Source organism: Marinobacter sp. AL4B, assembly GCF_019916045.1.
Classification (GTDB): domain Bacteria; phylum Pseudomonadota; class Gammaproteobacteria; order Pseudomonadales; family Oleiphilaceae; genus Marinobacter.
This window is the reverse complement of record NZ_JAILWZ010000011.1, coordinates 873,474-899,145: the sequence shown is the minus strand read 5'-3', so window position 1 is coordinate 899,145 and position 25,672 is coordinate 873,474. Positions and strand designations below refer to the sequence as shown.

Below are 25,672 nucleotides of genomic sequence, written 5' to 3'. Positions count from 1 at the left end.
TAGGAGTAACACATGATGAAACTGACAGACGTAGTCATCCTTGACGGTGCCCGCACCGCGATCGGTAGCTTCGGGGGTAGCCTCAGCGGATTGGCTCCGGCTGAATTGGGTTCAGTTGCGGCGCGCGAAGCCGTTAGCCGAGCCGGTGTGGCGGCTGAAGATATCGACCATTCGGTATTTGGCCACATCATCACGACTGGCCCGCAAGATGCGTACCTGGCCCGTCATATTGCTTTAAACGTGGGTATGCCGAAGAGCTCGGCTGCGCTTAACGTTAACCGATTGTGCGGCTCTGCGGTTCAGTCGGTGATCAGTGCTGCACAATTGATCGTGATGGGAGACAGTCGTCTGGCTTTGGCCGGAGGCGCTGAGTCCATGAGCCAGGGGGCTTACCTTCTGCCGAATGCGCGTAAGGGTTTTCGTATGGGCGATGGTCGGGCTGTCGACCTGACCCTTGGTATTCTCAGCGACCCGTTTGGCAGTGGCCATATGGGGATGACCGCCGAACGCATAGCGGCTAATCAGGGCCTGACTCGGGAGGATCTGGATGCTTTCTCGGCAGAAAGTCACCGGCGTGCCGCCAATGCCATTGAACAGGGCTATTTTGAAGATCAAATCGTGCCGGTAACGGTCAGGCAAGGCCGCAAGGAAATGGTGTTCAAGCAAGATGAGCACGTTCGCCCAGGTACGACGGCGGAGAGCTTGTCGGCACTTAAACCGGCGTTTAGCAAAGACGGCATAGTGACAGCCGGTAATGCCTCTGGCATTAACGATGGGGCTGCGGCAATGGTGCTGACTAGTGCGGCTGAAGCTGAAAAAAGAGGATTGAAAGCACGGGCTCGTTTGGTGGGTTATGCCTTTGCCGGTGTTGATCCAGAGGTTATGGGAATAGGCCCGATACCGGCCGTTCGTCAGGTGCTTAAGCAAACCGGTCTGTCTGTAAAGGATCTGGATGTGATCGAATCCAATGAGGCATTCGCTGCACAAGCAATGGCGGTTAGTCGGGAACTGGGGCTACCTGAAGACAAAGTGAACCCGAACGGCGGTGCGGTTGCCTTGGGGCATCCAGTGGGAGCAACGGGTTCTATTCTGATTATCAAAGCGTTGTCTGAGTTGGAGCGTACCGGTGGCCGCTTTGGTCTGATCACCATGTGCATTGGTGGCGGGCAGGGTATTGCGCTGATCGTCGAGCGGTTGGACTAAAGCCGGAGTTGTTTCCGATATCGAATTCGGGTTAAAGTTTACGTTAACGTAAGCTTCAGGTGCGAGCATGTGCAGAGTGCGATAGCGCACTGAACGCAACAAGACTAATAAACGGGAAAGTGGATTATGGAATTTCAAAACGTTCCGGCTATCGTGACCGGCGGCGCCTCAGGTTTGGGAGAGGGCGCGGCTCGTGCACTGGCAGCGGCGGGTTGCAAAGTGGCGATTCTGGATGTGAACAAAGAGCAGGGTGAAAAGGTGGCTGCGGATATTGGCGGCATCTTTCTGCACTGCGATGTTTCTTCTGCGGATAGTGCAGAGGCTGCCGTCTCGGCTGCCGGAGAAGCTCACGGTCACTGTGGTATAGCGATTAATTGCGCCGGCATAGGGCCCGCAGAGAAGATCTTGGGTCGCGAAGGCGTTATGCCGTTGGAAAAGTTTAACCGGGTCATCCAGATAAACCTTATTGGCACCTTCAACATTCTTCGTTTGGCCGCGGCTGATATGGCGAAGCGCGAGCCGAATGCAGACGGCGAGCGTGGAGTGATCATCAATACGGCATCCGTTGCTGCTTATGAAGGTCAGATTGGCCAAGCGGCCTACAGCGCATCCAAGGGTGGCGTGGTGGCGTTGACGCTGCAATCCGCTCGTGAATTGGCGCGGGAAGGCGTGCGGGTGAATACCATTGCACCGGGCTTGTTCATGACTCCAATGCTGGCTGGCATGCCGCAAGAAGTTCAGGACAGCCTGGCGGCAACACTGCCGTTCCCGAAACGCCTTGGTAAGCCGGAAGAGTTCGGCATGATGGTCGATCAAATGGTACGAAACCCATTGCTGAACGGCGAAGTCGTGCGTCTGGACTGCGCTTTGCGCATGGCACCACGATAAATCAATAACCACAGGTGATAAGTATGACGAACCCTGTTGATCAAGAAGAGCTGATCCTGTTCCGGGACTCGGTTATCAAGGCTCTGGAAACCGAAGTCGCGCCGTATTACGAAGCCTGGGAAAAGAGCGGTATTGTGCCGAGGGAGTTGTGGAACACCTTGGGTCAAGCCGGCATGTTGTGTGTCGATGTGCCGGAGGAATTCGGCGGTTGCGGCGCACCCTTTCAATATTCTGTGGTCGTGGGCGAAGAGCTGGCTCGCATGGGGTTTGGTGCGCTCTCCACGAACGTCATGGTGCACTCTGACATTGTGGCACCCTACCTCAGCCATATTGGCAACGACGAGCAGAAACAGCAGTGGCTACCCAAGATGGTGTCCGGCGAAGCCGTAGGTGCCATCGCCATGACCGAACCAGGCGCGGGCAGCGACTTGCAAGCCATGCGCGCCAGTGCTGTTAAAGATGGCGATGACTACATTCTCAACGGCTCCAAAACGTTCATCACCAACGGTCAGCATGCTGACATGGTGATCGTCGCTGCTAAAACCGATCCCAATGCCGGTGCCAAGGGCATTAGCCTGTTTCTGGTCGATACAGCTTTGCCGGGGTTCAGCTGTGGCCAGAATATTGACAAGATCGGCCAGCATTCGGGAGATACTTCCGAACTATTCTTCTCGGATATACGCCTTCCTGCCTCGGCGTTGCTGGGCGAGGAAGGGCAGGGTTTTATCTACCTGATGCGTGAGCTGCCCCGTGAGCGCTTGGTGATCGGCGCTCTAGGCGTTGCCGCAGCCCGAGGTTCGTTGGATATGACGATCCAATACACTCAGGAGCGGGAGCTGTTCGGCCAGAAACTCAGTCAGCTTCAAAATACCCGGTTTGAAATTGCCCGGATGGAAACCGACTACCACATCAACAAGGCGTTTGTGGATCAATGCATTCGCCAATATGAAGGCGGCGAGCTCGATGCGCCTACTGCATCCATGGCCAAGTACAGCGCTACGGAGATGCAGTGCCGTGTGGCAGACGGCTGTTTGCAACTGTTTGGCGGTTATGGTTACACCACTGAATACCCGATTTCGCGAAACTTCATTGATGCTAGGGTGCAGCGTATTTATGGCGGCACATCTGAGGTAATGAAAGAGATCATTGCCCGTTCGGTGTTGGGGCGCTGATGCTTTTTTGTTTGTCGGACTTGGGCTCCTAGACATTCGTTCTTGGGGCGGGCTTGCGGGGTGGTCTTTTCATTTTTTTTGAAAAAGAACTCGCTTCGCTCAGACATCATTTTCTGGCAAAAAATGAAAAGACCACCCCGCGCCGACGGACACTGGCGGGTATTCTCGGATTAATGAAATCCAATGTCTTGCTGACTTTTTGTTCAAGTGTTTAGGGCATTCCAGTGCTGCCCGTCGGTAGGGGGGTGTGGGGTGATTTTCTGGCAGGGAAAAAGATGTCTGAGCGAAGCGAGTTATTTTTCCCAGAAGAAAAACTCCCCATACCCCGCGTACCCGCCCGCACACCTCACAGGCTAGGTGCCCAGGCAAAAACCGCTGTATAAGCCAGTAAGAATAGTAACCAGATTCTGTTAGCCGAACTTTGTCCATTACATAAGGAGAACAATACCCATGAACAACGATGTCGTAATAGCAGGTTCCGCCCGAACTCCGATGGGCGGCATGATGGGCTCTTTGAGCTCCGTACGTTCCCCGGAACTCGGCGCTATCTCCATCAAGGCGGCCATTGAACGGTCTGGATTGCAGCCGGCCGATATTCAGGAAGTGATCATGGGCTGCGTGCTCCCCGGTGGGTTGGGGCAGGCGCCTGCACGTCAGGCTTCTCGTGCTTCTGGAATCCCCGACAGCTCTGGTTGCACCACCATCAACAAAATGTGCGGTTCTGGCATGCAGGCCGTCATCATGGCCCACGATCAAATCAAAGCGGGTACCAACAACATCATGATTGCTGGCGGCATGGAAAACATGACCCAGGCACCATACCTGTTGCCCAAAGCCCGTGCCGGTATGCGCATGGGGCATGGTCAGGTGATGGACAGCATGTTCCTGGATGGACTTGAAGATGCCTACGAAGGTGGTTTGATGGGGGTGTTTGCCCAGCGCACGGCGGATAAGCTCAACATCACTCGCCAAAACATGGACGAGTTTGCGATCGGGTCGCTGCAGAAGGCGTTGGCCGCAATTGAGAATGGCTGGTTCCGCGATGAGATTACGCCGGTTACCGTCTCGGGCCGCGGCGGTGAGACTGAAGTTGATACTGATGAACAGCCAGGTAATGCCAAGCCCGAGAAGATTCCCAACCTGAAGCCGGCTTTCGCTAAAGACGGTTCGGTAACGGCAGCTAACTCTAGCTCTATCAGTGATGGTGCATCTGCATTAGTGCTGGCTTCATCGGCTGAAGCGGAGGCCCGAGGTCTAACACCACAAGCCCGGATTGTTGCCCACGCAACCCACGCTCGGTTGCCCGCGGAGTTTAGCTTGGCGCCGATTGGTTCCATAGAAAAAGTGTTGGATAAAGCCGGTTGGACCGTAGGCGATGTTGATCTGTTTGAAATCAACGAAGCCTTTGCCGTGGTGACGCTGGCGGCGATCAATGAACTGAACCTCCCAGCCGACAAGGTCAACGTTCACGGCGGCGCCTGTGCACTGGGGCATCCGATTGGTTCATCCGGCTCCCGTATTCTGATTACCTTGATTAACGCGCTCAAACAGCGTGGCCTCAAGCGTGGTGTGGCATCACTGTGTATTGGTGGTGGTGAAGGAACCGCAGTGGCTGTTGAGCTGATTTAAAGGAGTGTGGCCGGACGCGGGACACGTCCGGCCATTTGGTAACGCAGGGTTACGGCAGGTCAGTGACTGCGCCGGTAGACGCTGAACTCACTGTCCGGGCGTATTTCGCCAACACGCCGCGAGTCACTCTGGGTTCCGGCGACTTCCAGGCCTTGCGCCGTTTCTCCATTTCTTCTTTAGAAATATCCAGAACGATGGAGTTGTTCACCGCATCAATGGTGATGGTGTCGCCTTCCTCAACCAAAGCGATTGGACCACCGACCGCAGCTTCCGGGGTGATGTGCCCGACCACGAAACCGTGGCTGCCCCCTGAAAAGCGACCATCGGTAATCAACGCCACATCACTGCCCAAACCGCGGCCCATAATGGCCGAAGTGGGACTCAGCATTTCACGCATTCCCGGGCCGCCTTTGGGGCCTTCGTAACGAATCACCAACACATCCCCGGCCACCACGCTACCATCCAGAATGCGCTCTTGAGCTTCTTCCTCGGAATGAAACACCCGCGCCCGACCTGAGAAGTGCGTGCCTTCCTTACCGGTAATTTTCGCCACCGAGCCTTCCGGTGCCAGGTTGCCATACAAAATGCGCAGATGGCTGTCGGCTTTCACCGGGTTCTCGAAGGCCCGGATAATCTGCTGATCTTCGGGGTAAGGTGTGACGCCTGCCAGGTTCTCAGCCAGTGTTTCTCCCGTCACCGTCATACAATCGCCGTGCAGCATGCCGCGATCCAGCAGCATCTTCATAAGTGGCTGAATACCGCCAATCGCCACCAACTCAGACATCATGTAATGCCCGGACGGGCGCAGATCGGCAAGCACAGGAACGGTTTTGCCAATTCGGACAAAGTCGTCCAACGATAACTCAACGCCGACGGTGCTCGCCATACCCAGCAAGTGCAGCACCGCATTGGTGGAGCCGCCCAAAGTAATAACCACGGTGATAGCATTCTCAAAGGCTTCGTGCGTCATAATGTCAGACGGTTTGATGTCCGCATCCAGCAGCTTAAGCACCGCAGCCCCCGCCGCTTCACAATCAGCCAGCTTGTTGTTGGACACCGCGTTCTGGGCCGAACTGCCCGGCAAACTCATCCCCATCGCCTCAATCGCCGACGCCATGGTATTCGCGGTATACATACCACCGCAGGAACCGGCCCCTGGAATTGCTGTTTCCTCGATCTGCTTCACCTCGATCAAATCCATTTTGCCCTGAGCGTGCGCACCCACCGCTTCAAACACAGAAATAATATCGGTGTGATTCTCACCCGGCTGAATCGTCCCGCCATAGACAAACACCGACGGTCGATTCAACCGCGCCAGCCCCATCAAACAGCCGGGCATGTTCTTATCGCACCCGCCAATAGCTACCAGCCCGTCAAAGCCCTCACAGCCGGCCACCGTCTCAATGGAATCCGCAATGACCTCCCGGGAAACCAGAGAATACTTCATACCCTCCGTCCCGTTGGCAATCCCGTCTGACACCGTGATGGTGTTAAAAATCAGGCTCTTACCACCAGCCTGATCCGCACCCTTGGCGGCCTCACGGGCCAACCCGTCAATGTGCATATTACAAGGCGTCAAATTGCTCCAGGTGGAAGCAATCCCGACTTGAGGCTTCCGGAAATCCGCATCCTCGAAACCAACTGCCCGCAACATCGCCCGGCTGGCAGACTTATTGATGCCATCCACCACCGGTGCAGAATAGCGACGACGTTTATCCGTAGCCATGAAACCATCCTTTATAAGTTATTGATTGAAAAGCGTAGCCCCAGAGAACATCACATAGCAACCAAGTGCAACCGTCCACCACGGCCTATCCCCGCAAACCCGCCCCCAAAACCAACAGGCTAGAAGCCGAAAACACCCAAACTCAACCCAAAGCCGACCGAACAGCGCTACGAGGCCGAACCACAACCTCCGCCACCGTATGCAACTTTTCCAACTGAGCCTGAAGCATAGCAATCGGCCGTGCCCCCTCCAGCGTTAAAGCAATCTCCAAATGCTCATTGCCTGAACTCATCGACATCTCAGAAATCCGAAACCCACGCACCCGAACCACCTGACACAGCCGCTCAAGCGCCGCCGCCTCCGACTGCATACGGCAATTCAAGTTATAGCTGGGTGTAGAACACTCTGCTTGCGGATTCATGCTACCTGCTCCTTAGTAGATGCGCTGGTGCGCCGGGTTTCATCAATCATCTCTTTATTGCTGCCACCGGGTTTCACAATCGGCCAAACGTTCTCCTCACGGCTAATGGCGACGTGCAGTAACATGGGCCCGTCGTAAGCCAAAATGGCTTCAATGCCGCGGCGAATCTGATCCGTGCGCTCAATGTGAAGAGCCGGAATATCAAAAGCCCGGGCCATCGCCACGAAATCCGGATTGTCATCCAGATTAATGTGACTCTCCCGGTTGTTATAGAACAGCTCCTGCTGCTGGCGAACCATGCCCAGACACTGGTTATCCATAATGATCAACTTCAGCGGCAAGTTATAACGGCGAATGGTGGCCAACTCCTGTGCGTTCATCATGAACGATCCATCGCCGGCAACATTAATGACGGTGCTGTTGCGGTCCGAAAATTGCGCTCCGATAGCGGCAGGCAGGCCAAAGCCCATGGTGCCCAAACCGCCGCTGGTCAGATGGTGGCGGGGGTGGTCGAACTCGTAATGTTGGGCTACCCACATTTGGTGCTGGCCAACGTCACAGGCGATAACCGCGTTATCAGGAGCGATTTTCGACAGTTGACGAATAAAAGCCGGACCGGCAATGGGCGCTAACGATTCTTCATTATCCGCGGCTTGAAAACCGCCGGTGGTGTGCCAGGTTTTACATTGTTTTTGCCAGTTGCTGATCGTTAATGGTTTCGCGTTCAATTCGTCAGTGAAAGCCGCAAGAATGTCATTCAGATCGCCTCGCAACGCCAAATCTGCAGGGCGAAGTTTGTTGATCTCAGCCGCATCCGCGTCGATATGAATCATTCGCGCATTCGGAGCGAAGCCGTCCAGTTTACCGGTAGCGCGGTCATCCAAACGGGCCCCGATTACGAACAGCAGATCGCACTCATCAACCGCTTTATTAGCCGCCCGGGAGCCGTGCATCCCCAGCATGCCCAAGTTGTGTGCGTTGTCTTTACCTGCATTACCAATGCCTTTCAGAGTAACGACCGAAGGCATGCCAGAGGCTTGAGAGAATTGACGGAAATTATCTTCCGCCTGAGCCAGGGAAACTCCTCCGCCGCTGTAGAGCAAGGGGCGCTTGGCGGACCGCAGCATCGCGAGCGCCTCGGAAATATCGGGGCATCGGCTTTTCGATCTATCCGCTTTCATTGTCGCAGCGGCCGTAACGTCGGTGAGCAGAATGTTTTTCGGAATATCAATCCACACCGGCCCGGGGCGACCGTTTTGAGCCAGAGTGATGGCCTCTTCCATAATGGCGGGCAAAGCTTCCGCATCGTCGATCAGATAGCTGTGCTTAACAATGCCCAGGGTCATACCGAGTATGTCGGTTTCCTGAAATGCATCGGTGCCGATCAAGGGGGAGGGTACCTGGCCGGTGATAACCAGCATGGGAATGGAATCCATATAAGCATTGGCAACGCCGGTAATCAGGTTGGTGGCGCCGGGGCCCGAGGTCGCGATGCAAACGCCGAGGTTACCGCTGGCACGGGCGAACCCGTCGGCGGCCAAGGCACAGGCCTGCTCATGGCGGCACAGCACGTGTTCCACGCCGACATCGTCTACCAGTGCATCGTAGAGCGGCATAATGCAGCCGCCCGGATAGCCGAATACAGTGTCGATGCTGTGACGGTGAAACGCGTCAAGAATGTGCTGTGCGCCGTTCATGGTCGTTTTTTCCCTTTTCTTTTGCCGCATAAAAAGAAACCCCCGGGACCTTTCGGTGCCGGGGGTTTCTGGTGTCTGTATCAGGTTGTCGCTACTTCACCTGCTTGTCCACGCAAAAGCCCCCGGACGGTACCACGACCACCAGGATTAGCTTTACTAGGACGATTACAGCAGTGAAATTCATAAAATCGACAGTCTGCTCTGAATAGAGTTAAACAATATGTGTAGAATCTACCGCACGTTTAAAACCGGTTGCAACCCTTTGTTGGGAATTATTGGTACAGGGTCAACTTTTGCAGCAACCAAGAACAACTAAAACGACGAGTGGAATATGACGAAAGCAAAGTGGGGTTCTCTGGGGCTATCGATACTTGTGATGGTGGTTTTGATCGTCTGGATGGCTACCGGAGAGGTGAAAGTAGCCAGCGATGACGCACCGCAAGAGCCTGAACAATCAGAAAAAACACCCACTCAGGTGGAAGTTGAACGGCTGAAAGCGGAGCTATACCAGCCTTCGATAAAACTGCAGGGGCAAGTTGAGCCATGGCAGAAAGTGATGGTGAGCGCACGTACGGCAGGAACCGTTGAGCAATTACAAGTAAGCCTGGGGCAACAAGTCAAAGCGGGCGAAACGCTGTTGACGCTGTCCACTGACGGTCGTGACTCGGTGGTTGCCAGTTGGCGAGCCCGCATTCGCAAACTGGAAGCGGATTTGTCCGCAGCCCGTAAGCTTAAAACCCGAAACCTGGTGGCAGAGAAAGAGATTTTGAGCCTTGAAAGCGAGCTTGCGGCCGCCAAGGCTGAAATGACGGCGGCTCAGCTTACACTGCAGCACCTAATGCCCAAAGCTCCATTTGATGGCGTGGTGAACCGTCGGGAAGTAGACCCCGGAACGCTGGTAAAAGTGGGCACTCCGTTACTGGAACTGGTTCAGGTTGATCGCTTGAAAGCCACGGGCCGGGTGCCGCAGCAAACCGTGAAAGACGTACAGGCCGGTCAAGCCGTTGAAGTTATTTTGCTGGACGACGCCCGCTTAGCGGGAGTGGTTAGCTTTGTCGCAAGTGCTGCGGATACTGCCACCCGTAGCTTTGCAGTGGAAGTGGTGGTCGAAAATCCAGAGCACAAGCGTGCCGCGGGCGGCACCGCAACGCTCAATGTTCGCTTGCCTGAGCAGAAGGCGATGTTTATCTCGCCCGCTTATCTGAGCCTCAATGATGACGGCCGTCCCGGCGTGAAATATGTCGATTCCAACAACAAGGTGGTGTTCGACACGGTTAAGTTGCTTAACATTTCCACCAATGGTGCATGGGTAAGCGGATTGCCTGAGGAAATATATCTGATTACTCGCGGTGCCGGATTCGTTGTGGCAGGCGAGGTTGTGCGCCCGACTGATCGTTCCGACAAGCGGGGCTGATGATTGTGAGAGCCCTTATCACCGCAGCCATGGACCGAAGCCGCACTACGTTGCTGGCTTTTTTGTTTCTCTTGATTGGCGGGATGGTCGCCTATCAGGTGATTCCTAAGGAATCGAGCCCTGATATTGCGATTCCTATGATTTACGTTGCTATGACGCTGGACGGGATCAGTCCGGAAGATGCCGAGCGATTGCTTGTTCGCCCCATGGAGCAAGAATTGCGCTCCCTTGAAGGTATCAAGGAGATGCGGGGCAACGCTTCTGAAGGCCATGCGTCGGTCATGCTGGAATTTGATGCCGGTTTTGATGCCGACAAAGCTTTGCAGGATGTGCGGGAAAAGGTCGATACCGCACGCAGCAAGCTGCCTCAAGAAGCCGATGAGCCTCGCGTTCACGAAATCAATGTTTCTCTGTTTCCGGTACTTTCCATCGGTCTTTCTGGCCCCTTGTCAGAACGTGAATTGATCACGATAGCCCGACGTTTTCAGGATGCCATAGAGGCCGTGCCCGAAGTATTGGAAGTCGACATAGGGGGGGATCGGGAAGATCTTTTGGAGATCGTTGTGGATCCGCAGGTGTTGGAAAGCTACGGCATTGATTTCAATGAACTCGCTTCCATGGTGAGCCGAAACAACCGGCTGGTGGCCGCGGGTTCACTGGACACTGGAAATGGCCGAATGTCGTTGAAGGTGCCAGGTGTTATTGAGTCAGTTGAAGACGTTATGTCGATGCCGATCAAGGTGGATGGCGACACGGTCGTTACCTTCGGTGATGTCGCTATGCTGCAGCGGACATTCAAAGATCCAACCGGGTTTGCGCGCATCAACAACGAACCGGCATTGGTGCTGGAAGTGTCTAAGCGATCGGGGGCAAACATTATTGCCACCATCGATAAGGTCCGTTCGTTGGTTGAACAAGTGAAACCTCAGCTGCCGGAAGCGCTGGAGATTCGCTACATCATGGACCAGTCAGACGAGGTTCAGGACATGCTTTCTGACTTGCTTAACAACGTGGTGACCGCGATTGTTTTGGTGCTCATTGTCGTTATTGCTGCCATGGGAGCGCGCTCGGCTCTGTTGGTGGGGCTCACCATACCCGGGGCGTTTTTGACTGGTATTCTGGTGATCTGGGGCATGGGGCTCACGCTCAACATCGTGGTGTTGTTCAGTTTGATTCTGGTGGCTGGAATGTTGGTGGACGGTGCCATTGTGGTGTCGGAACTGGCGGATCGTAACCTGACCGATGGCCAGCCGGTAAAGGTCGCATGGGTTGAAGCCGCTTCCCGAATGGCGTGGCCCGTGATCGCATCAACCGCAACCACGTTGGCGGTGTTTGTGCCCCTGCTGTTTTGGCCTGGTGTGGTGGGCGAGTTTATGAAGTTCCTACCGATGACTGTGCTGATCTGCTTGGTGGCTTCACTGGCGATGGCGCTTGTGTTCCTGCCGGTTATGGGCGGCGTCAGTGGTGGTCGGCGGGTTCATGAGGATGCGGTTGAGGGTAGGATTATGAAAGCCTACCGAAACACCTTGGGCAACATTCTTCAGCGCCCCGGCCTGACTCTCCTTGGAGCCTTGATGGTCATTATTTTGATTTATGCGGCATATGGGCGCTTCAACTACGGCGTTGAGTTTTTCCCAAGTGTAGAGCCTGATTCGGCACAGGTTCAGGTACGTGCTCGCGGTGATCTTTCGATCTGGGAACGCGATGCTATTGTCCGTGAGGTGGAAAGCCATCTTCAGGATATGCCAGAAGTGAAAGCCCTGTATGCCCGTTCCATGTTGTCCACCGGCACCAATATGGCTCCGGATGTTATTGGTGTTTTGCAGTTCCAGTTCACCGACTGGTATATGCGCCGACCGGCAACAGAAATATTGGAAGACTTCCGCGAGCGCACCTCGGGTATTCCCGGCATTGCACTGGAGTTTCGGAAACAGGAAGGTGGCCCTGCAGATGGCAAACCGATTGAGCTATTAGTCAGCAGTTTGGATTCCGAGCAGCTTGATGACTACGTTGATGAAATTGAGCAGGCCATGCAGAGTATAGGCGGTTTTGTCGATATTGAAGACGATCGCAGCTTGCCGGGCATTGAATGGCGCCTACAGGTGGACCGTGAGGCCGCCGCGCGTTTCGGTACCGATGTACTGAGCATCGGCAGCGCCGTGCGTTTGGTGACGAACGGTATGGTCTTGGCCACATACCGGCCAGAGGACGTTCGGGATGAAGTGGATATTGCTGTGCGGGTACCGAATAACTGGCGTGAACTTGAACACCTGCAGCGGCAGACGATCAATACGCCTCGGGGGCAGGTGCCGTTGTCGCAGTTCGTGACTTTGGAACCTGGTGATAAAACGGGAAGCATTGTCCGAGTAGATGGTCAGCGAACCATCACGGTCAAATCGGACGTGGCACCGGGCCGGCGCATGGACGAGCTACTGAGAACCTTGCAAGACGAAATGCCGGAACCACCGGAAGGTGTCACGCTGCGATTTGGCGGTGAAAATGAGGATCAACAGCAAGCCTCGACCTTCCTGTTGACTGCTTTTCTGGTGGCAATCTGCATGATGGTGCTTATCCTGCTTACCCAGTTCAATTCCATGTACCAGACCTTGCTGATCCTTTCCGCCATTGTGCTATCAACCGCCGGTGTCTTGCTTGGTTTACTCCTGAACGGCCAGTCGTTCGGTATCGTTATGGTCGGCATGGGCATTATTGCGTTGGCGGGTATCGTGGTAAACAACAACATCATTCTGATTGATACCTACAACCAGATGAAACAAGAGGGTATGACAGCGTTTGACGCCGCACTCGAAACCGGTTGCCTGCGTTTCCGCCCGGTGTTGTTAACCGCCACTACCACGATTCTCGGGCTGATGCCCATGGTGTTGGGCGTCAACGTGAACTTGCTGGAGCCGTCACTAGGCCTGGGGGCACCGTCCACACAGTGGTGGACCCAGTTGTCGAGTGCTATCGCAGGCGGTCTGGCTTTCGCCACTCTACTTACTTTGCTGCTGACTCCCGCGTTGCTGGTGTTGGGTGAAAAGGCCGGTCAGCGCTTCCGTGCGCTGATCGATCGCTCTGGATGAAGCCCGCTTAGTTTTGTAGGCGTTGGGCAATGGCCTGGGCTTTGCCAGCCATGGCTTCTAGTTCCGGAACCGCACGTAAGTTGGCCTCTGCGGCTTTTGACATACTTTCGGAGATCTCGGCTACTTCTGTTACGTTGCGGTTGATATCCTCACTGACGCTGGTTTGCTCTTCGGCGGCAGTTGCAACTTGAGTGGTCGCGTCGTTTACGCTGAGCATGCGCTGGTTGATGATTGCCAGTGTCTGCCTGACGGCGTCAACAGAGTCGCTGCTTTCTTTGGCAACAATGCCGGAGGCGTGCATATATTCGGTGGCATCCTTGGAGCCCGATTGAATATTGGCGATGATGCTGTCGATTTCGACCGTTGAAGCTTGCGTTTTTGCCGCCAGGTTACGTACTTCATCTGCAACAACCGCAAACCCGCGACCAGCTTCGCCCGCGCGCGCGGCCTCAATGGCGGCGTTTAACGCCAGAAGGTTGGTTTGGTCGGCGATTTCTCGGATGACCTGCATCACATCACCAACACGCTGACCACTTTCGGCCAGTTCGGCTACCGTTTCACTCGAGCTTTGAATTTGGCCGGTTAGACGGTTCATGCTGCTGACCGCAAGGTTGATCTGATCGTCTGCGTGCCGAGTTTGGTTGGTGGTTTCATCAACCTGAGAGGCCACAGAAGCTGCGTGCTGCGCAACATCCTGGGCTGTGGCAGACATTTCGTTCATGGCGGTGGCGATTTGATCGATACGCTGATGCGCCTGATCAGATTGACTCGAAACCGCATCTGCGTTGGTACGGATCATGGTGCCGGTATCCGCAAGCTGAGCCGCGTTCTGCTGCATCAACTCGCCGGTGTCGGCCAGGAAACGGTGAAGGGTGCGGGCGGTATCAGCCAGCCGGCCAAGCTCGTCGCGGCGCTTCAATGTGACAGGATCTGATAGATCGCCTGCACCAATCTTGTCCAGTTTTCCGATGAGCTCTTGGGTCGGGCGTACCACAGAACGAACCAAGGCCACCATGCACGCGAGTGTGCCCAGAAGGATTGCGCCGAGTAGCAAACTGCCCATAAACCAAGTGTCTGTAGTGGAATCTTGGCGTAACTCAATGGAGCGGGTAACCGCATGTTCGCGAATATGTTCGGACGCATCTTCAATCAATTTGCTGGGCTCTCTGTCGATGCCTGCAACGGCATTATCGCCAAGGGTGTGATCAAAGTTTGAAGCGTTGAAATCGGTAAAACCTTGACGATACGCGCGTCCCATCGCTTTGTGGGCGGTTCGAAATCGCTGCATCAGTGCTTTCGCTTCTGCATCTGTTAGCTCTGGAATCAGTTGATCCAGTTGCTGCTGTATCTTCGCTTCAGCATTCTGAAATCTGTTCCAATATTTTTCTCGTTGGCCGGAGTCCGCTCCGCGAATCAAGACGTTCTTCCATTCCTGTACCTGAGTTTTGAAATTACTCAAGATATCTTGCGCCTGTATCGCTTGGACCATTTCGATGCTGACCAAGTGATCGTATTGATCTTGTACTTTCAGAGAGCTGTTGAAATACACGGCTGCCATTGTGGCAATCAGAATATTGGCAAGAGAAACAACCGTGAGAATTCGGTTCAGGATACTTTTGGTGTACCACTGCATTGGAGACAATCCTGTTTCGAGTAGGGTTAGAGCGGTATGATTGGGAAATACTGTAACGAACAGAAGGCTTCTGTCGTCGTTAGCTTCCTATTATCGGCCACTGACGAAAATGCTTAACCCTCTTTTTGAAATTTATTGTGACCAATGGCTACTGGCGGTCCATAAACCTTCCGGGTTGTTGGTTCACCGTAGTCCCATTGACAAACATGAAACGGAATTCGCATTGCAGTACGCGCGAGAATTAAACGGCGGTCAGCATGTGTATCCGATTCATCGGTTGGATCGGCCCACGTCTGGCTTGCTGTTGTTCGCGCGTGATTCAGAAACGGCGCGAATAATGGGGCAGGCGATGATGGCGGGGGCGGTGGCTAAAACGTATCAGGCGGTGGTGCGTGGCTGGACGCCGGAATCGGGCGTGATTGATCACGCTTTGAGGGATGAGCCGGAAGATCGGCGACTGAAAGGGCAGGAGCAACCGCTACGGGAGGCGTGTACTCGTTACCGAAGGTTGGCAACCACCGAGTTGCCTGTCGAAATCGAGCGATACCCTACCAGCCGCTACAGTTTAGTGGAGCTATACCCGAAAACCGGGAGAAAGCATCAGCTGCGTCGGCATATGAAACATATCAATCACCCGATCATTGGTGATGCCAATCATGGCAGGGGACGGCATAATCGTTACTTTGCCGAACGGTTTGGCCACGGCAGGTTGTTGTTGGCGGCAACGGAGCTACGATTTCAGCACCCGGTAACGGATGACGAGGTTGTCCTGAATGCTCCACTGGAGAAGAGCTTTCAGGACGTATTGAGCCTATTTTCTGCGGTTTAGCCGAGGGTGGGGAAACCGTGCTCGGCTTCTAACGTATAGGCCAGTTCAAGCAACGTGCGCTCGCCGCCGTGTTTGGCCATGAATTGTACCGATATGGGTAAGTTGTTGTCGGTCAGGCCGATAGGCACGGAAATCGCCGGGGCGCCAGTGGCATTCGCCAAAGGCGTGAAATTTGAGTAGGCGTTCAAACGCTCAAACAGTGTGTCAAAGCGTACGGTGGGGCTTAAATGGCCAAGCTTCGGTGTTGTGTGGCCGAGCACAGGTGTTAAAACCGCATCGTAATTGGCCATCTCGCGAGCATAGTTATGCCAAGACCGTTTCAAACGCCAAATGGCGCCGGGCAGTCGCCACAGCTGTTTGCGGGTACGGCGGTCCAGGCCCTTGGTTAAACTGGTGACTTTTCGCTTGTCAAAATCAGGGTGCAGGATCTGGCGCCCTTTGAGCCTCATGCCCAAAGCCAGCATGCCCCAGTACAAGGCAAAGTCATTCGGGAATGTGTCTGCTACCGGTACTGACATCAGCTCTACGGTGTGCCCCGCTCGTTCCAATAATTTCGCGGTTTTCTCAACGGTTTGGCGTGTTTCGTCATCCGTAGGGTGGCCGTTGATGGAATCTAACACCAAGCCAATTCGCAAGCGTTTGTTGCCGGGGCCCTGCACGAGCCCGACTTTGGGCAGCTTTTGGTTGTAGAAGTACTGCTCGGCATGAGATAAAAAACCGGCGGTGTCTCGTACAGAGCGGGTAACGACACCGTCGCTAACGATGTCTACGGGCACACTCTTCGCCGAATCGTTCAGCACCACACGGCCTCGGGTGGGTTTCAGACCAATGAGGCCACAGCATGCTGCTGGAATGCGAATGGAGCCGCCACCGTCGTTCGCATGAGCGATGGGGACCACGCCTGCCGCGACCATGGCGGCGGAACCACCGGAGGATGCGCCACAGGAGTAATTCAGGTTCCAGGGATTTCGGGTGGCTTCGCCATTTGGAAACTCGGTAGAGGCATTGAAGCCAAATTCCGGCAGCGTACTTTTTCCAAGGCACACGTAGCCTTGTGCCAACATCTGTTCGGCAAAGGGGCTGGTGGCCTCGGCAGGCCTGAGCGGAACGGCTTCAGACCCGTGGCCACTGGGTAGGTCTTTTACGTCTAGGTTGTCTTTGATAAAGGTCGGCACACCCGCAAACGGTGATTTCGTGGGATCCACCGTTTGAGCGTGTTTGAGCGCCCACTCGTAGCTTTCGGTGGCGACGCCGTTGAGCGCTATCTGTGCCTGCTTGGACCGAGCAATTGCCGCTTTCGTTACTTCGAGTGCAGATACTTCGCCTCGGCGAATTCTGTCCGCAAGTTCAGTTGCGTCAGAGATGCCGAGAGCGTCATCTTGAAAACAGTGAAAGTGGGTTGGTTGCTTGTGGTCCATTCAGAACTCCAAAAGGTGTTTGACGAACCTTGACCATAACCCAGCTAGAAACGTGACGACATATCATTTTGGGTATGTCGTCACGACAAAAAACGCGGTTGCCGAATTTTGTGGAGCGTGCGGCATTTTGGGCTCAAGACGCTGTTTTTCGGGCTTCTTTAATGACGTCGTAGGCGTGGCTGATTTCCCGGGTGCGCTCCTCTGCCATCTCGCGCATGCTTTCGGGTAAGCCCTTACCTGCCAGTTTGTCCGGATGGTTCTCGCTCATCAACTTACGGTAAGTTCGTTTGATTTCTGTGTCCGAGGAGCTTGGCGAAACGCCGAGAACTTTGTACGCATCATCCAGTTGCTGGCCAGTAGAATAGTTCGAGCTGCTGCCCGATTGGCCAGCGTGAGCGCCGCGTAACATAGCTTCGAGTTGGTCCACTTGGCTTTCAGGCAACCCTAAACCTCTGGCAATACGAAGCAGCATTTCATGTTCGGCGGGATGCACTTGGCCATCAGCGGCTACTGCGGATACTTGAATCTGAAGGAACATTTGCAGCAGAGCCGGCTGTCGCCCTGAAGCAGCAAGAAAGCGCTGAAGCGTTGCATCCAGATCGAAATCCGATTGTTTGCCGCGATTAAACGCTGCTTTGGCGATGGCTTTTTGCTCTTCGTTCAAGCGGAAACGCACAAACATGGTTTCAGCCATCTGAATTTCGTCTCGGCTGACAACACCATCGGCTTTGCATAGAGCACCCATGACTGAGAATGCCGATTCGATGAAATTCTGCTGAATGTTCTGCAAGCCGCCGACCAGCTTGCTTTTCAAACGCTGAAACAAGAAAGCGCCAATCGCAGCGCCAACCAAAAAGCCTGGAAAGCGGCCAAAGGCGTAACCGATCAGGCCACCAAAAATCATTGCGAACAGCATTCGGGTTTCCTTCAAGTCATTATCAATAGCTGAAATATACGGGTTTTTTAGCTCGGCTTCATGAACAGGCTTTCATTTGCGTGAGCTACGGGGCATTGAATGTCAACAATGTGGTTTGCATAGTCCTGTTGAAGGCCGTGAAGCATTATTGCAGCCACGCTGTTACAAACCCAGCAGCTAGCGAGAGAATCATCGGGCCGGCCACCAACATACCAATGTTGCGATTGCCAAGGGTCCAGGCAATGCCTGACTTCACCAGATTGTTCACTGAGGCGGCAACAACAATCCCTAAAACTGCGGCTTCCATGCCCAGACCATTGTTAGACATGCGGGTAAGCGAGAGCGTGATAGCGTCGACATCGGCCACCCCCGACGTGGCAGCCAACGCATAAATGCCGGCATCGCCGAACGCTTCTTTGAGGAATTCACCCAGCAGTAAGATCGCGGTCAGCAGTACGCCAAAGACCAGCGCGGATGCGAGATTCAACGGGTTTTGGGTCAGGCGCGGTTGGCTGATGGATTCGTCGGTCGTGTGCTTTTGCCAGATGTAGAACGCCGGTCCATACAAAAGCGCCGTCATAAGCAGCACAGGCCAAGTCAGTTGCGGTAATAGCGCGGGGTTTATGATCAGGCAATACATCAGAATCCGCGGGAACATGGTGCCGCAGGCAATGAGAATGCCGGCGGCAAACTGGGGGTTTAATTCCGGAGCTTGCTTGGATTGACGGGCAAAGTGCAAAGTCAGCGCTGTGGATGAGCTTAGCCCGGCAAAAAGACTGGTGAACAAAATGCCTTTTCGGGTGCCTGCAACTCGCATTGCGAAATAGCCGACAAACGATATGGAGGCAATCATGACCACCATCCACCAGATTTCCCGAGGGTTCAGTACGCCTCCCGGTCCTAATCGTTCGTTGGGTAGCAGTGGCAGCATGACAACGGAAATAAGCAGCAGCTTGAGTGCGGCATCCAGCTCATGGGCTTGCAGTTTTCTCACCCAGTTATGGATTTCTTGTTTGTTGTCGAGGATGAGGGCGGTGATGACTGCGGCAGCAATGGCAATAACCGGATCGACGGCCACGGCTATGGCCCCAAAGCAGAAGGTCAGGAGCATGCCGATCAGGCCGGTGATGCTGAAGTTTTGAACGTGCCGCAATCTTTCTCGGTAGGCAACCAACCCGATGGCCGTGACGCAAAATAGGAGGGCCGGGAATGCCCAAACGTTGATTTCGGAGGACAGTACTGCTGATAGGCCACCAAGAAAGCCAATCAGGGAAAAAGTTCGAATGCCAGCAATACGCTCACCGGCTTTCTGATCTCGGGCACCCCAGCCTCTTTCCAAGCCAACGATTGCGCCAAGCAGCAATGCCAGCGCGAGGTGAATGGCGGTCTGGTTTGAGGCAATAAACTGGCTTGCTAATTCATCCATGTAGGCTTTCCGTTCGAAAACACGTTGTTGCATACCATTTTAGGCAATTACCCGATGCGGGGTCACCTTTGACGCGCGTGGTTATGCGGTTTGTTACTTTTTTGAGCGGTTTCTGATAATATTCGCGCCCCAAAATCTTTAGTAATCCGCCTTCCCTAGGTTTTCGCCGCGCTGTTTTCGCTGCGCATGTGACTGTTTATTTTTTCTGTGTAACTGGATATCCCCAACCATGGTGAACTCTCTCAAACAAGATTGGCTCTCGAACATTCGAGGCGACTTGCTGTCCGGCATTGTGGTGGCTTTGGCTTTGATTCCTGAAGCCATCGCCTTCTCGATCATTGCCGGTGTGGACCCGAAAATCGGACTTTACGCGTCGTTTTGTATTGCCGTTATTATAGCCTTCGTGGGTGGTCGCCCAGGTATGATTTCGGCCGCGACTGGTGCTATGGCGCTGCTCATGGTGACCTTGGTAAAGGATCACGGACTGCAGTACTTGTTGGCCGCGACGCTTCTGACCGGCGTGTTTCAGATAGCGGCTGGCTATTTGAAATTGGGCAGCTTGATGCGTTTTGTATCGCGTTCGGTGGTGACGGGCTTCGTGAACGCGCTGGCGATTCTGATTTTTATGGCTCAGTTGCCAGAACTCACCAACGTGACCTGGCACGTTTATGCCATGACGGCGACTGGGCTCGGTATTATTTATTTGTTCCCCTATGTGCCCAAGGTGGGCAAGATGATTCCGTCGCCCTTGGTGTGCATTATCTCCATGACGGCTGTGGCCATGCTCCTTAACCTGGACATCCGCACGGTGGGCGATATGGGTGAGCTACCGGATACCCTGCCGATTTTCTTGTGGCCCGATGTACCGTTCAACCTCGAAACACTGATGATTATTCTGCCGTATTCTGCCGGTCTGGCCGTGGTGGGTTTGCTGGAATCCATGATGACCGCAACCATCGTAGATGATCTGACGGATACCACCAGTGATCGTAACCGGGAATGCAGAGGGCAGGGCATCGCTAACATTGGCTCAGGTTTGCTGGGCGGAATGGCTGGTTGTGCAATGATTGGCCAGTCTGTGATCAATATTAAATCGGGCGGCCGTGGCCGTTTATCGACGCTGACAGCGGGCCTCTTTCTGCTGGTGATGGTGTTGGTTCTTGATGAGTGGTTGGTCCAAATTCCGATGGCTGCACTGGTCGCTGTTATGATTATGGTGTCTATCGGTACCTTCAGCTGGACGTCCATCAGGGATCTGAAGGAACATCCGCTTTCGACTAATATTGTCATGGTAGTGACGGTGGTGGTTGTGGTGGCTACTCACAACTTGGCGTTTGGAGTACTTGCGGGCGTACTGTTGGCTTCTTTGTTCTTCGCCAACAAAGTGGGCCATTACATGGCAGTGACTTCCGAACTGGACGAAGCAACCCACACTCGCCGTTATACCGTCACTGGACAAGTGTTCTTCAGTTCGTCAGAAAAGTTTACTGCTTCCTTTGACTTCAAAGAAGCGGTTGATAATGTTGTGATTGATCTTAGCCGCGCTCACTTTTGGGATATTACCGCAGTGGGTGCCTTGGATAAGGCCGTGATCAAATTCCGCCGGGAAGGGGCTGATGTCGAGGTGATTGGCTTGAACGAGGCCAGCGCGACCATTGTTGACCGGTTCGGTGTACACGATAAGCCTGAAGCTGTAGACCAGCTTATGGGGCACTAAACAGAATTCTGACCAAGGCGAGACAGACATGTTAAGAGTAGTAGCCTGTATTGACGGCTCCAGAGCTGTGCACGCTGTGTGCGATTATTCAGCTTGGGCAAGCCGGCACATGGAAGCGCCCTTAATGTTGTTGCACATTCTGGATGACGAGCGGTATCCGTCAGAGCCGGATTTGGCGGGTAACATTGGCTTGGGTAGCCGTGAGCAACTGCTGACGGAGCTGGCTGAACTGGATCGTAAACGTTCCAAGTTGGCACTCGAGCACGGGCACCACATGCTGGATGAGGCTGAAATTCGAGTTAAAGCCTCGGGTACAAACGAAGTCGTCAAACGCCAGCGGCATGGCAACCTTTCAGAATCTCTCGTTGCTTTGGAAAACGACACGCGATTGTTTGTGATGGGGTTGCACGGTGAAAGCAGTTCAGACAGTAACCTGCACATCGGCAGCCAGCTGGAAACCGTGATTCGCAGCGTTGAACGCTCGATCTTGTTGGTACCCGATGAATACGCCGAGCCGAAAACGGCCATGCTGGCGTTTGACGGCAGTGCAACCGCGTTCAAAGGTGTGGAAATGTTGGCGGTCAGCCCGGTTTTACGTGGCATTCCGCTGCATTTGGTGATGGTGGGTGCCGATACAGCTGAAAACTGGGCGCAGCTCAATAAAGCGGAAACCATGCTGTCTGGTTTGGATGTAGAGATTACTCTGGCGATTCGTCAGGGCGATGTAGAACCTACATTGCATGCATATCAGGAAGAGCAGGGCATTGATATGCTGGTTATGGGCGCTTACGGCCACTCTCGTATTCGGCAGTTCTTGGTGGGCAGCACGACAACCACTATGCTGAAATCCGCAACCAAGCCTTTGGTTATTCTTCGCTAATCGGGAAAATCCGCCATGCCCAGCGAGCTGCAGACTTCACATACTAGGTCACTGAGTTTGTGGCTTCTGCTGGGGTTATTGACCGGGTGTTCTTCGGCGCTCAAACCGATCGAACATGACCTGGTTCGGGAGAAAGGCCCAGTACCCGATACTTTCTTCACTAAGCAGGCGGAAAAACACTTGTCCGCGAACCAGCCGGATACGGGTTTTCTGCTCCTCAATACGGGCAGTGATGCGTTCATCGTACGTGCAGCACTTATCGAGTCTGCCCGTCAGTCTATTGATGCCCAATACTACATCTGGAATGACGACAATTCTGGAAGGTATCTCGCGGGCCGTTTGGTAGCAGCGGCAGAGCGTGGCGTTAATGTCCGGCTGCTTTTGGACGACATCAATGTGGCGGGTAAGGAATCTTTATTTGCTGTATTGAACGGTCATCCCAATATTCAGGTTCGCATCTTCAATCCGGCTCGTTCGCGCAGCGGTGTTGGTCGGTTCTTATCATTGATTCTCGATTTCGACCGGATCAACCGGCGCATGCATAACAAAACCTTTGTGGCGGATGGCTATGCCGGTATTGCCGGGGGGCGAAATATCGGTGACGAGTATTTTGACGAACATCCGGCGCTGAATTTTCGGGACCGAGATGTGATGGCTTTGGGTCCTATCGTTGGTGATATGACCGATAACTTTTCAGCCTACTGGAATAGTCAGTGGTCCTACCCGCTTGAACAGATTTATCAGCCACAGCCTCCAGAACTGGCCGCCAGTGCCCGGTCACGTTTTATCAACGAAACTGCGCAGGCCCAAGCATTTAAATCGATCCCGCCTCAAGGGTTTGACGCAGCGGAGACCTTTCTGGAGGGGCGGTTTGCAGATTTGACCCAAGCGCCGGCCAAGCTGGTGTATGACGAGCCGCCTAAAGACCCCAACGCCCCCACCGATACGCCCAAGCTCACAGCGAAGGCTTTGTATGATTTGGTTGCTCAGGCCGAGACAGAAATTCTGGTGGAGTCAGCTTATTTCGTATTGGCTGACGAGCAGCTCGAAGATTTGCGCGACGTGGTGAAACCGGGACTTTCGATACTTGCGATTACTAACTCGCTGGCATCGAACGATTTAGTGACTAATCATTCGGCCTACGCCCGGTGGCGTGAAGAAATGCTTGAAAGCGGCATCGAACTCTACGAACTCCGGCCTGATGCAAAAGGCTGTAAAGCGTGGGTCAGTAATGAAGCGGCTTGTGATAACGGCGCGGTCAGCCTGCATTCCAAAGCGGTTGTATTTGACCAAAGCACCTTGTTCGTTGGCTCCCTCAACGTGAATCTTCGGTCTATCTACCTGAACGGTGAAACGGTACTGATCATACAAAGCCCGGAAATGGCCAAAACCGTTGCTGCTGATATCCGTCATTCCATGACACCAGAAAACAGCTGGCAGGTAACCTTAGATAAAGGTGGCGATTTGCTATGGCGATCGTCAGACCAACAAGTTGATCACGAGCCAGACGTAGGTTTCTGGCGTCGAGCGAAATCCCGTTTCTTGTCCTGGCTGCCACTGGAAAAGTATCTGTAGTCTGTATGGCTCGGTGCAGCTTGCGTGGGGTGCTATGGCGAATCCGAGCTCTTCGGAGGAAGAATTTGGGAGCGAAGATAATAGTCCATCAACCGATGATATTCCTCAGCCCAGCCAGCATCAAATGGCCGCTTCTCTTCCGGCTGCGGCTGGTTGAATAGAGGATTCTCTTTCTGCCAGGGATAAAACAGACCGGACTTGTCGTTACTGAACGCGCCATGCTCATTGATGCTGCGCTTGAGATTGAACCCCACGTTGCTGACTCCGTCGGAGCTTAAAAGGTTCTCGCCACCGAGGGTAATATAGTCTTGGTTCGACAAGCTGAAATGATACAGCGTGGGGAAAATATCCCGGTGCGACCCGATGCGCATTGGATCATACGTGTGAGGTGCGTTTTCAAGAATCAAGTTCGGCACGTGTAGCAGGAATGGTACCGCATAGGTAAGACCGTATTCCGTGGGTTCATGTGTGCTCAGGTTCCGCACCCGATGGTCGCCGGTTACCGCAACAATGGTGTTGTCGCGAAGCGTCGATGACTGCTTGATACCCGTCATAAACTGGCCCAGCGCATCAGAGGCGTACTGAAAAGTTTCAAGAAGCACTCTGGCCTCTTCGCCCTCATATTCGGCCATCGCGGCAAACCGGTCGCTGATTTCCGTCGGCCCGGGCTCATAAATTTCCGGTACCTCGTACGGTGAGTGATTGGTGGTGGTCATAATAAAGAGCAGAGTGGGTTTATCCGCTTCTTCCAATATCTTGTTGGCCAACTGGAACAGAAAACCATCGGGCACGCCCCAAGTACCTGAATATTCTTCCGCCTCTGGAATCGCTTTGATTATGTCGTTTTCATCATAGATGCGATCAAATCCTTGAGTCGGTAGATAGCCGGCCAGGTTGCGCCACATGCCATTTCCTCCGTACAGAAACGCTACTTCATATCCTGCCTGCTTGTAAGGTAGAACCGAAGAACTTGGCAATGCGACGGTTTGTGCCGAGGAATGACTGATGGTCGCCACGGGGCTATGAAACAGTGTCATTACAATACTATCGATGGTCCCCGATGTGCCCGCTAAAAAGCGCCTGAAAAGAAAACCGTTTGCAAAATGGGGACGAAGTCGTCCCAGAAGGTCGTTATCGGGGGGATTGTCTTCCACCAAAATATTCATGCCCATCCCCTCCATCATCGCCACAACGACATGGGGCGGGTTCTGTTGGAGGTATTTGTTTTCCGGCGTTTGGTATACGGGGGTTGGCTGGCCCAGTACTTTTTCCATCTGGGCGCTCAGTTTGGCCTCGGAAACCGGCTCAAAGTGCCGCTGCTCATTGTAATCAGAGGACGCCCATTCCAATGCCATGAATACGTTAGGGGTGACCGTGTTGAGCGGTTTGTACTGGGAAACGCTGGCGTGATAGCGCTTAAGGGGATGGCTATCTAGTGTTCCTCGCGCTGTGACAAAGGTGGATAAAAAAATTGCAACTACCGCCAGTGAGGTAACGCCCCAGTGCCAGTATGCTTGCGGGTTAATGCGACCCAACCGACTGCGGAGGAACCACCGGGAGGTCTGGTATGCCAGCGCACCGATTCCGAGTGCCACTAGAGAACTGCGTATGACGGGGTAGTCTTCCCAGATATTGATAAGCACGGCGGTGGAATCGTCTTCCCACAGCCCAAACACAAACAGGTCAATATAGCTGCCATAAGTCGTGTAGTAATAGAAGTTACATATGCAACCGATCACATAAAGGGTTGCTACAACCGCATGATAGCCAATTGCAAACGTTAACCAGCGCCGGTAAGCGCCATGAAACACAGCGGCGACAAGGCCACTCAGCAAAAGGGGAGAATACGCAATCGCCGTTACCTTGGCATCAAAACGTCCGCCGACCAAGAAAGCCTTCCAGATGTCATCCTCAATTCCCGTTTCTGGCAACACATCCTGTATGTGCATAAAAAACAGGTAGCGCGAAACCAACAGTATGCTGAAGGAAAAGAGAAAGCACTTGAGTAAAAACAGTGAGAGTTGACGGAAGCGAGACTGGTATTT

18 protein-coding genes are annotated in these 25,672 nt (G+C 53.9%); 10 read left to right on the top strand and 8 right to left on the bottom strand.

The window, feature by feature from the left end; all coding sequences use genetic code 11:
* The first annotated feature begins 15 nt into the window (after positions 1-15).
* From bktB to K5L82_RS08210, 4 genes are all read left to right on the top strand, one after another.
* Positions 16-1,203, top strand: coding sequence for a beta-ketothiolase BktB (gene bktB / locus K5L82_RS08225; RefSeq protein ID WP_262492614.1), 1,188 nt, complete (start codon positions 16-18; stop codon positions 1,201-1,203).
* A gap of 126 nt (positions 1,204-1,329) precedes the next feature.
* Positions 1,330-2,091, top strand: a complete 762-nt coding sequence (locus tag K5L82_RS08220) for an SDR family NAD(P)-dependent oxidoreductase (protein ID WP_223133782.1) — start codon at positions 1,330-1,332, stop codon at positions 2,089-2,091.
* A gap of 23 nt (positions 2,092-2,114) precedes the next feature.
* Complete coding sequence (locus tag K5L82_RS08215; protein ID WP_223133781.1) at positions 2,115-3,263, top strand: acyl-CoA dehydrogenase family protein; 1,149 nt, start codon at positions 2,115-2,117, stop codon at positions 3,261-3,263.
* 450 nt (positions 3,264-3,713) lie between these two features.
* Positions 3,714-4,892 carry a thiolase family protein gene (locus K5L82_RS08210; protein WP_133006124.1) on the top strand — a complete coding sequence of 393 codons (1,179 nt, stop codon included), beginning with the start codon at positions 3,714-3,716 and terminating at the stop codon, positions 4,890-4,892.
* Positions 4,893-4,941: 49 nt separating this feature from the next.
* Here the strand turns inward: K5L82_RS08210 and ilvD are convergent, their stop codons facing one another.
* The 3 genes from ilvD to ilvG all read right to left on the bottom strand — a co-directional run bounded on the left by ilvD (position 4,942) and on the right by ilvG (position 8,736).
* Positions 4,942-6,618 (bottom strand): dihydroxy-acid dehydratase, encoded by a 1,677-nt coding sequence (gene ilvD / locus K5L82_RS08205; RefSeq protein WP_223133780.1) that lies wholly within the window; start codon positions 6,616-6,618, stop codon positions 4,942-4,944.
* 142 nt (positions 6,619-6,760) lie between these two features.
* Entirely contained in the window at positions 6,761-7,039 is a 279-nt protein-coding gene (locus K5L82_RS08200; protein WP_133006122.1) for an ACT domain-containing protein, read from the bottom strand.
* Positions 7,036-8,736 carry an acetolactate synthase 2 catalytic subunit gene (gene ilvG / locus K5L82_RS08195; protein ID WP_223133779.1) on the bottom strand — a complete coding sequence of 567 codons (1,701 nt, stop codon included), beginning with the start codon at positions 8,734-8,736 and terminating at the stop codon, positions 7,036-7,038. The genes K5L82_RS08200 and ilvG overlap by 4 nt, the downstream gene beginning before the upstream one ends.
* 331 nt (positions 8,737-9,067) lie before the next feature.
* On the opposite strand from ilvG, the gene K5L82_RS08190 reads away from it, so the two are divergent.
* A complete protein-coding gene (locus K5L82_RS08190) occupies positions 9,068-10,150 on the top strand; it encodes an efflux RND transporter periplasmic adaptor subunit (RefSeq protein ID WP_223133778.1) in 1,083 nt (360 codons plus the stop codon).
* Between the two features lie 5 nt (positions 10,151-10,155).
* Positions 10,156-13,233, top strand: a complete 3,078-nt coding sequence (locus tag K5L82_RS08185) for an efflux RND transporter permease subunit (protein WP_223134025.1) — start codon at positions 10,156-10,158, stop codon at positions 13,231-13,233.
* A 7-nt stretch (positions 13,234-13,240) separates the two neighbouring features.
* Here K5L82_RS08185 and K5L82_RS08180 read toward each other — a convergent pair whose 3' ends face one another.
* Positions 13,241-14,866: a methyl-accepting chemotaxis protein gene (locus K5L82_RS08180; RefSeq protein ID WP_223133777.1), complete on the bottom strand. Its 1,626-nt coding sequence runs from the start codon at positions 14,864-14,866 to the stop codon at positions 13,241-13,243.
* Between the two features lie 109 nt (positions 14,867-14,975).
* Here K5L82_RS08180 and K5L82_RS08175 point away from each other — a divergent pair, with 109 nt between their 5' ends.
* Positions 14,976-15,695: a pseudouridine synthase gene (locus tag K5L82_RS08175; RefSeq protein ID WP_133006118.1), complete on the top strand. Its 720-nt coding sequence runs from the start codon at positions 14,976-14,978 to the stop codon at positions 15,693-15,695.
* On the opposite strand, the gene K5L82_RS08170 is transcribed toward K5L82_RS08175, so the two are convergent.
* The 3 genes from K5L82_RS08170 to K5L82_RS08160 form a co-directional block, all read right to left on the bottom strand.
* Positions 15,692-17,113: an amidase gene (locus K5L82_RS08170; protein WP_223133776.1), complete on the bottom strand. Its 1,422-nt coding sequence runs from the start codon at positions 17,111-17,113 to the stop codon at positions 15,692-15,694. The two genes, K5L82_RS08175 and K5L82_RS08170, sit on opposite strands and share 4 nt — an antisense overlap.
* Before the next feature lie 133 nt (positions 17,114-17,246).
* The gene (djlA, locus tag K5L82_RS08165) at positions 17,247-18,029 is read right to left on the bottom strand and encodes a co-chaperone DjlA (RefSeq protein WP_133006116.1); all 783 of its coding nucleotides are present in this window, start codon (positions 18,027-18,029) and stop codon (positions 17,247-17,249) included.
* Positions 18,030-18,174: 145 nt separating this feature from the next.
* The gene (locus K5L82_RS08160) at positions 18,175-19,455 is read right to left on the bottom strand and encodes an MgtC/SapB family protein (RefSeq protein WP_223133775.1); all 1,281 of its coding nucleotides are present in this window, start codon (positions 19,453-19,455) and stop codon (positions 18,175-18,177) included.
* Between the two features lie 229 nt (positions 19,456-19,684).
* Here K5L82_RS08160 and K5L82_RS08155 point away from each other — a divergent pair, with 229 nt between their 5' ends.
* The 3 genes from K5L82_RS08155 to K5L82_RS08145 all read left to right on the top strand — a co-directional run bounded on the left by K5L82_RS08155 (position 19,685) and on the right by K5L82_RS08145 (position 23,627).
* Positions 19,685-21,172 carry a SulP family inorganic anion transporter gene (locus K5L82_RS08155; RefSeq protein WP_223133774.1) on the top strand — a complete coding sequence of 496 codons (1,488 nt, stop codon included), beginning with the start codon at positions 19,685-19,687 and terminating at the stop codon, positions 21,170-21,172.
* 28 nt (positions 21,173-21,200) lie between these two features.
* Positions 21,201-22,052 carry a universal stress protein gene (locus K5L82_RS08150; protein WP_133006113.1) on the top strand — a complete coding sequence of 284 codons (852 nt, stop codon included), beginning with the start codon at positions 21,201-21,203 and terminating at the stop codon, positions 22,050-22,052.
* Positions 22,053-22,232: 180 nt separating this feature from the next.
* Positions 22,233-23,627: a phospholipase D family protein gene (locus K5L82_RS08145; RefSeq protein ID WP_262492544.1), complete on the top strand. Its 1,395-nt coding sequence runs from the start codon at positions 22,233-22,235 to the stop codon at positions 23,625-23,627.
* Between the two features lie 32 nt (positions 23,628-23,659).
* On the opposite strand, the gene K5L82_RS08140 is transcribed toward K5L82_RS08145, so the two are convergent.
* Positions 23,660-25,576, bottom strand: coding sequence for an LTA synthase family protein (locus tag K5L82_RS08140; RefSeq protein WP_223133773.1), 1,917 nt, complete (start codon positions 25,574-25,576; stop codon positions 23,660-23,662).
* Between the last annotated feature and the right edge of the window lie 96 nt (positions 25,577-25,672).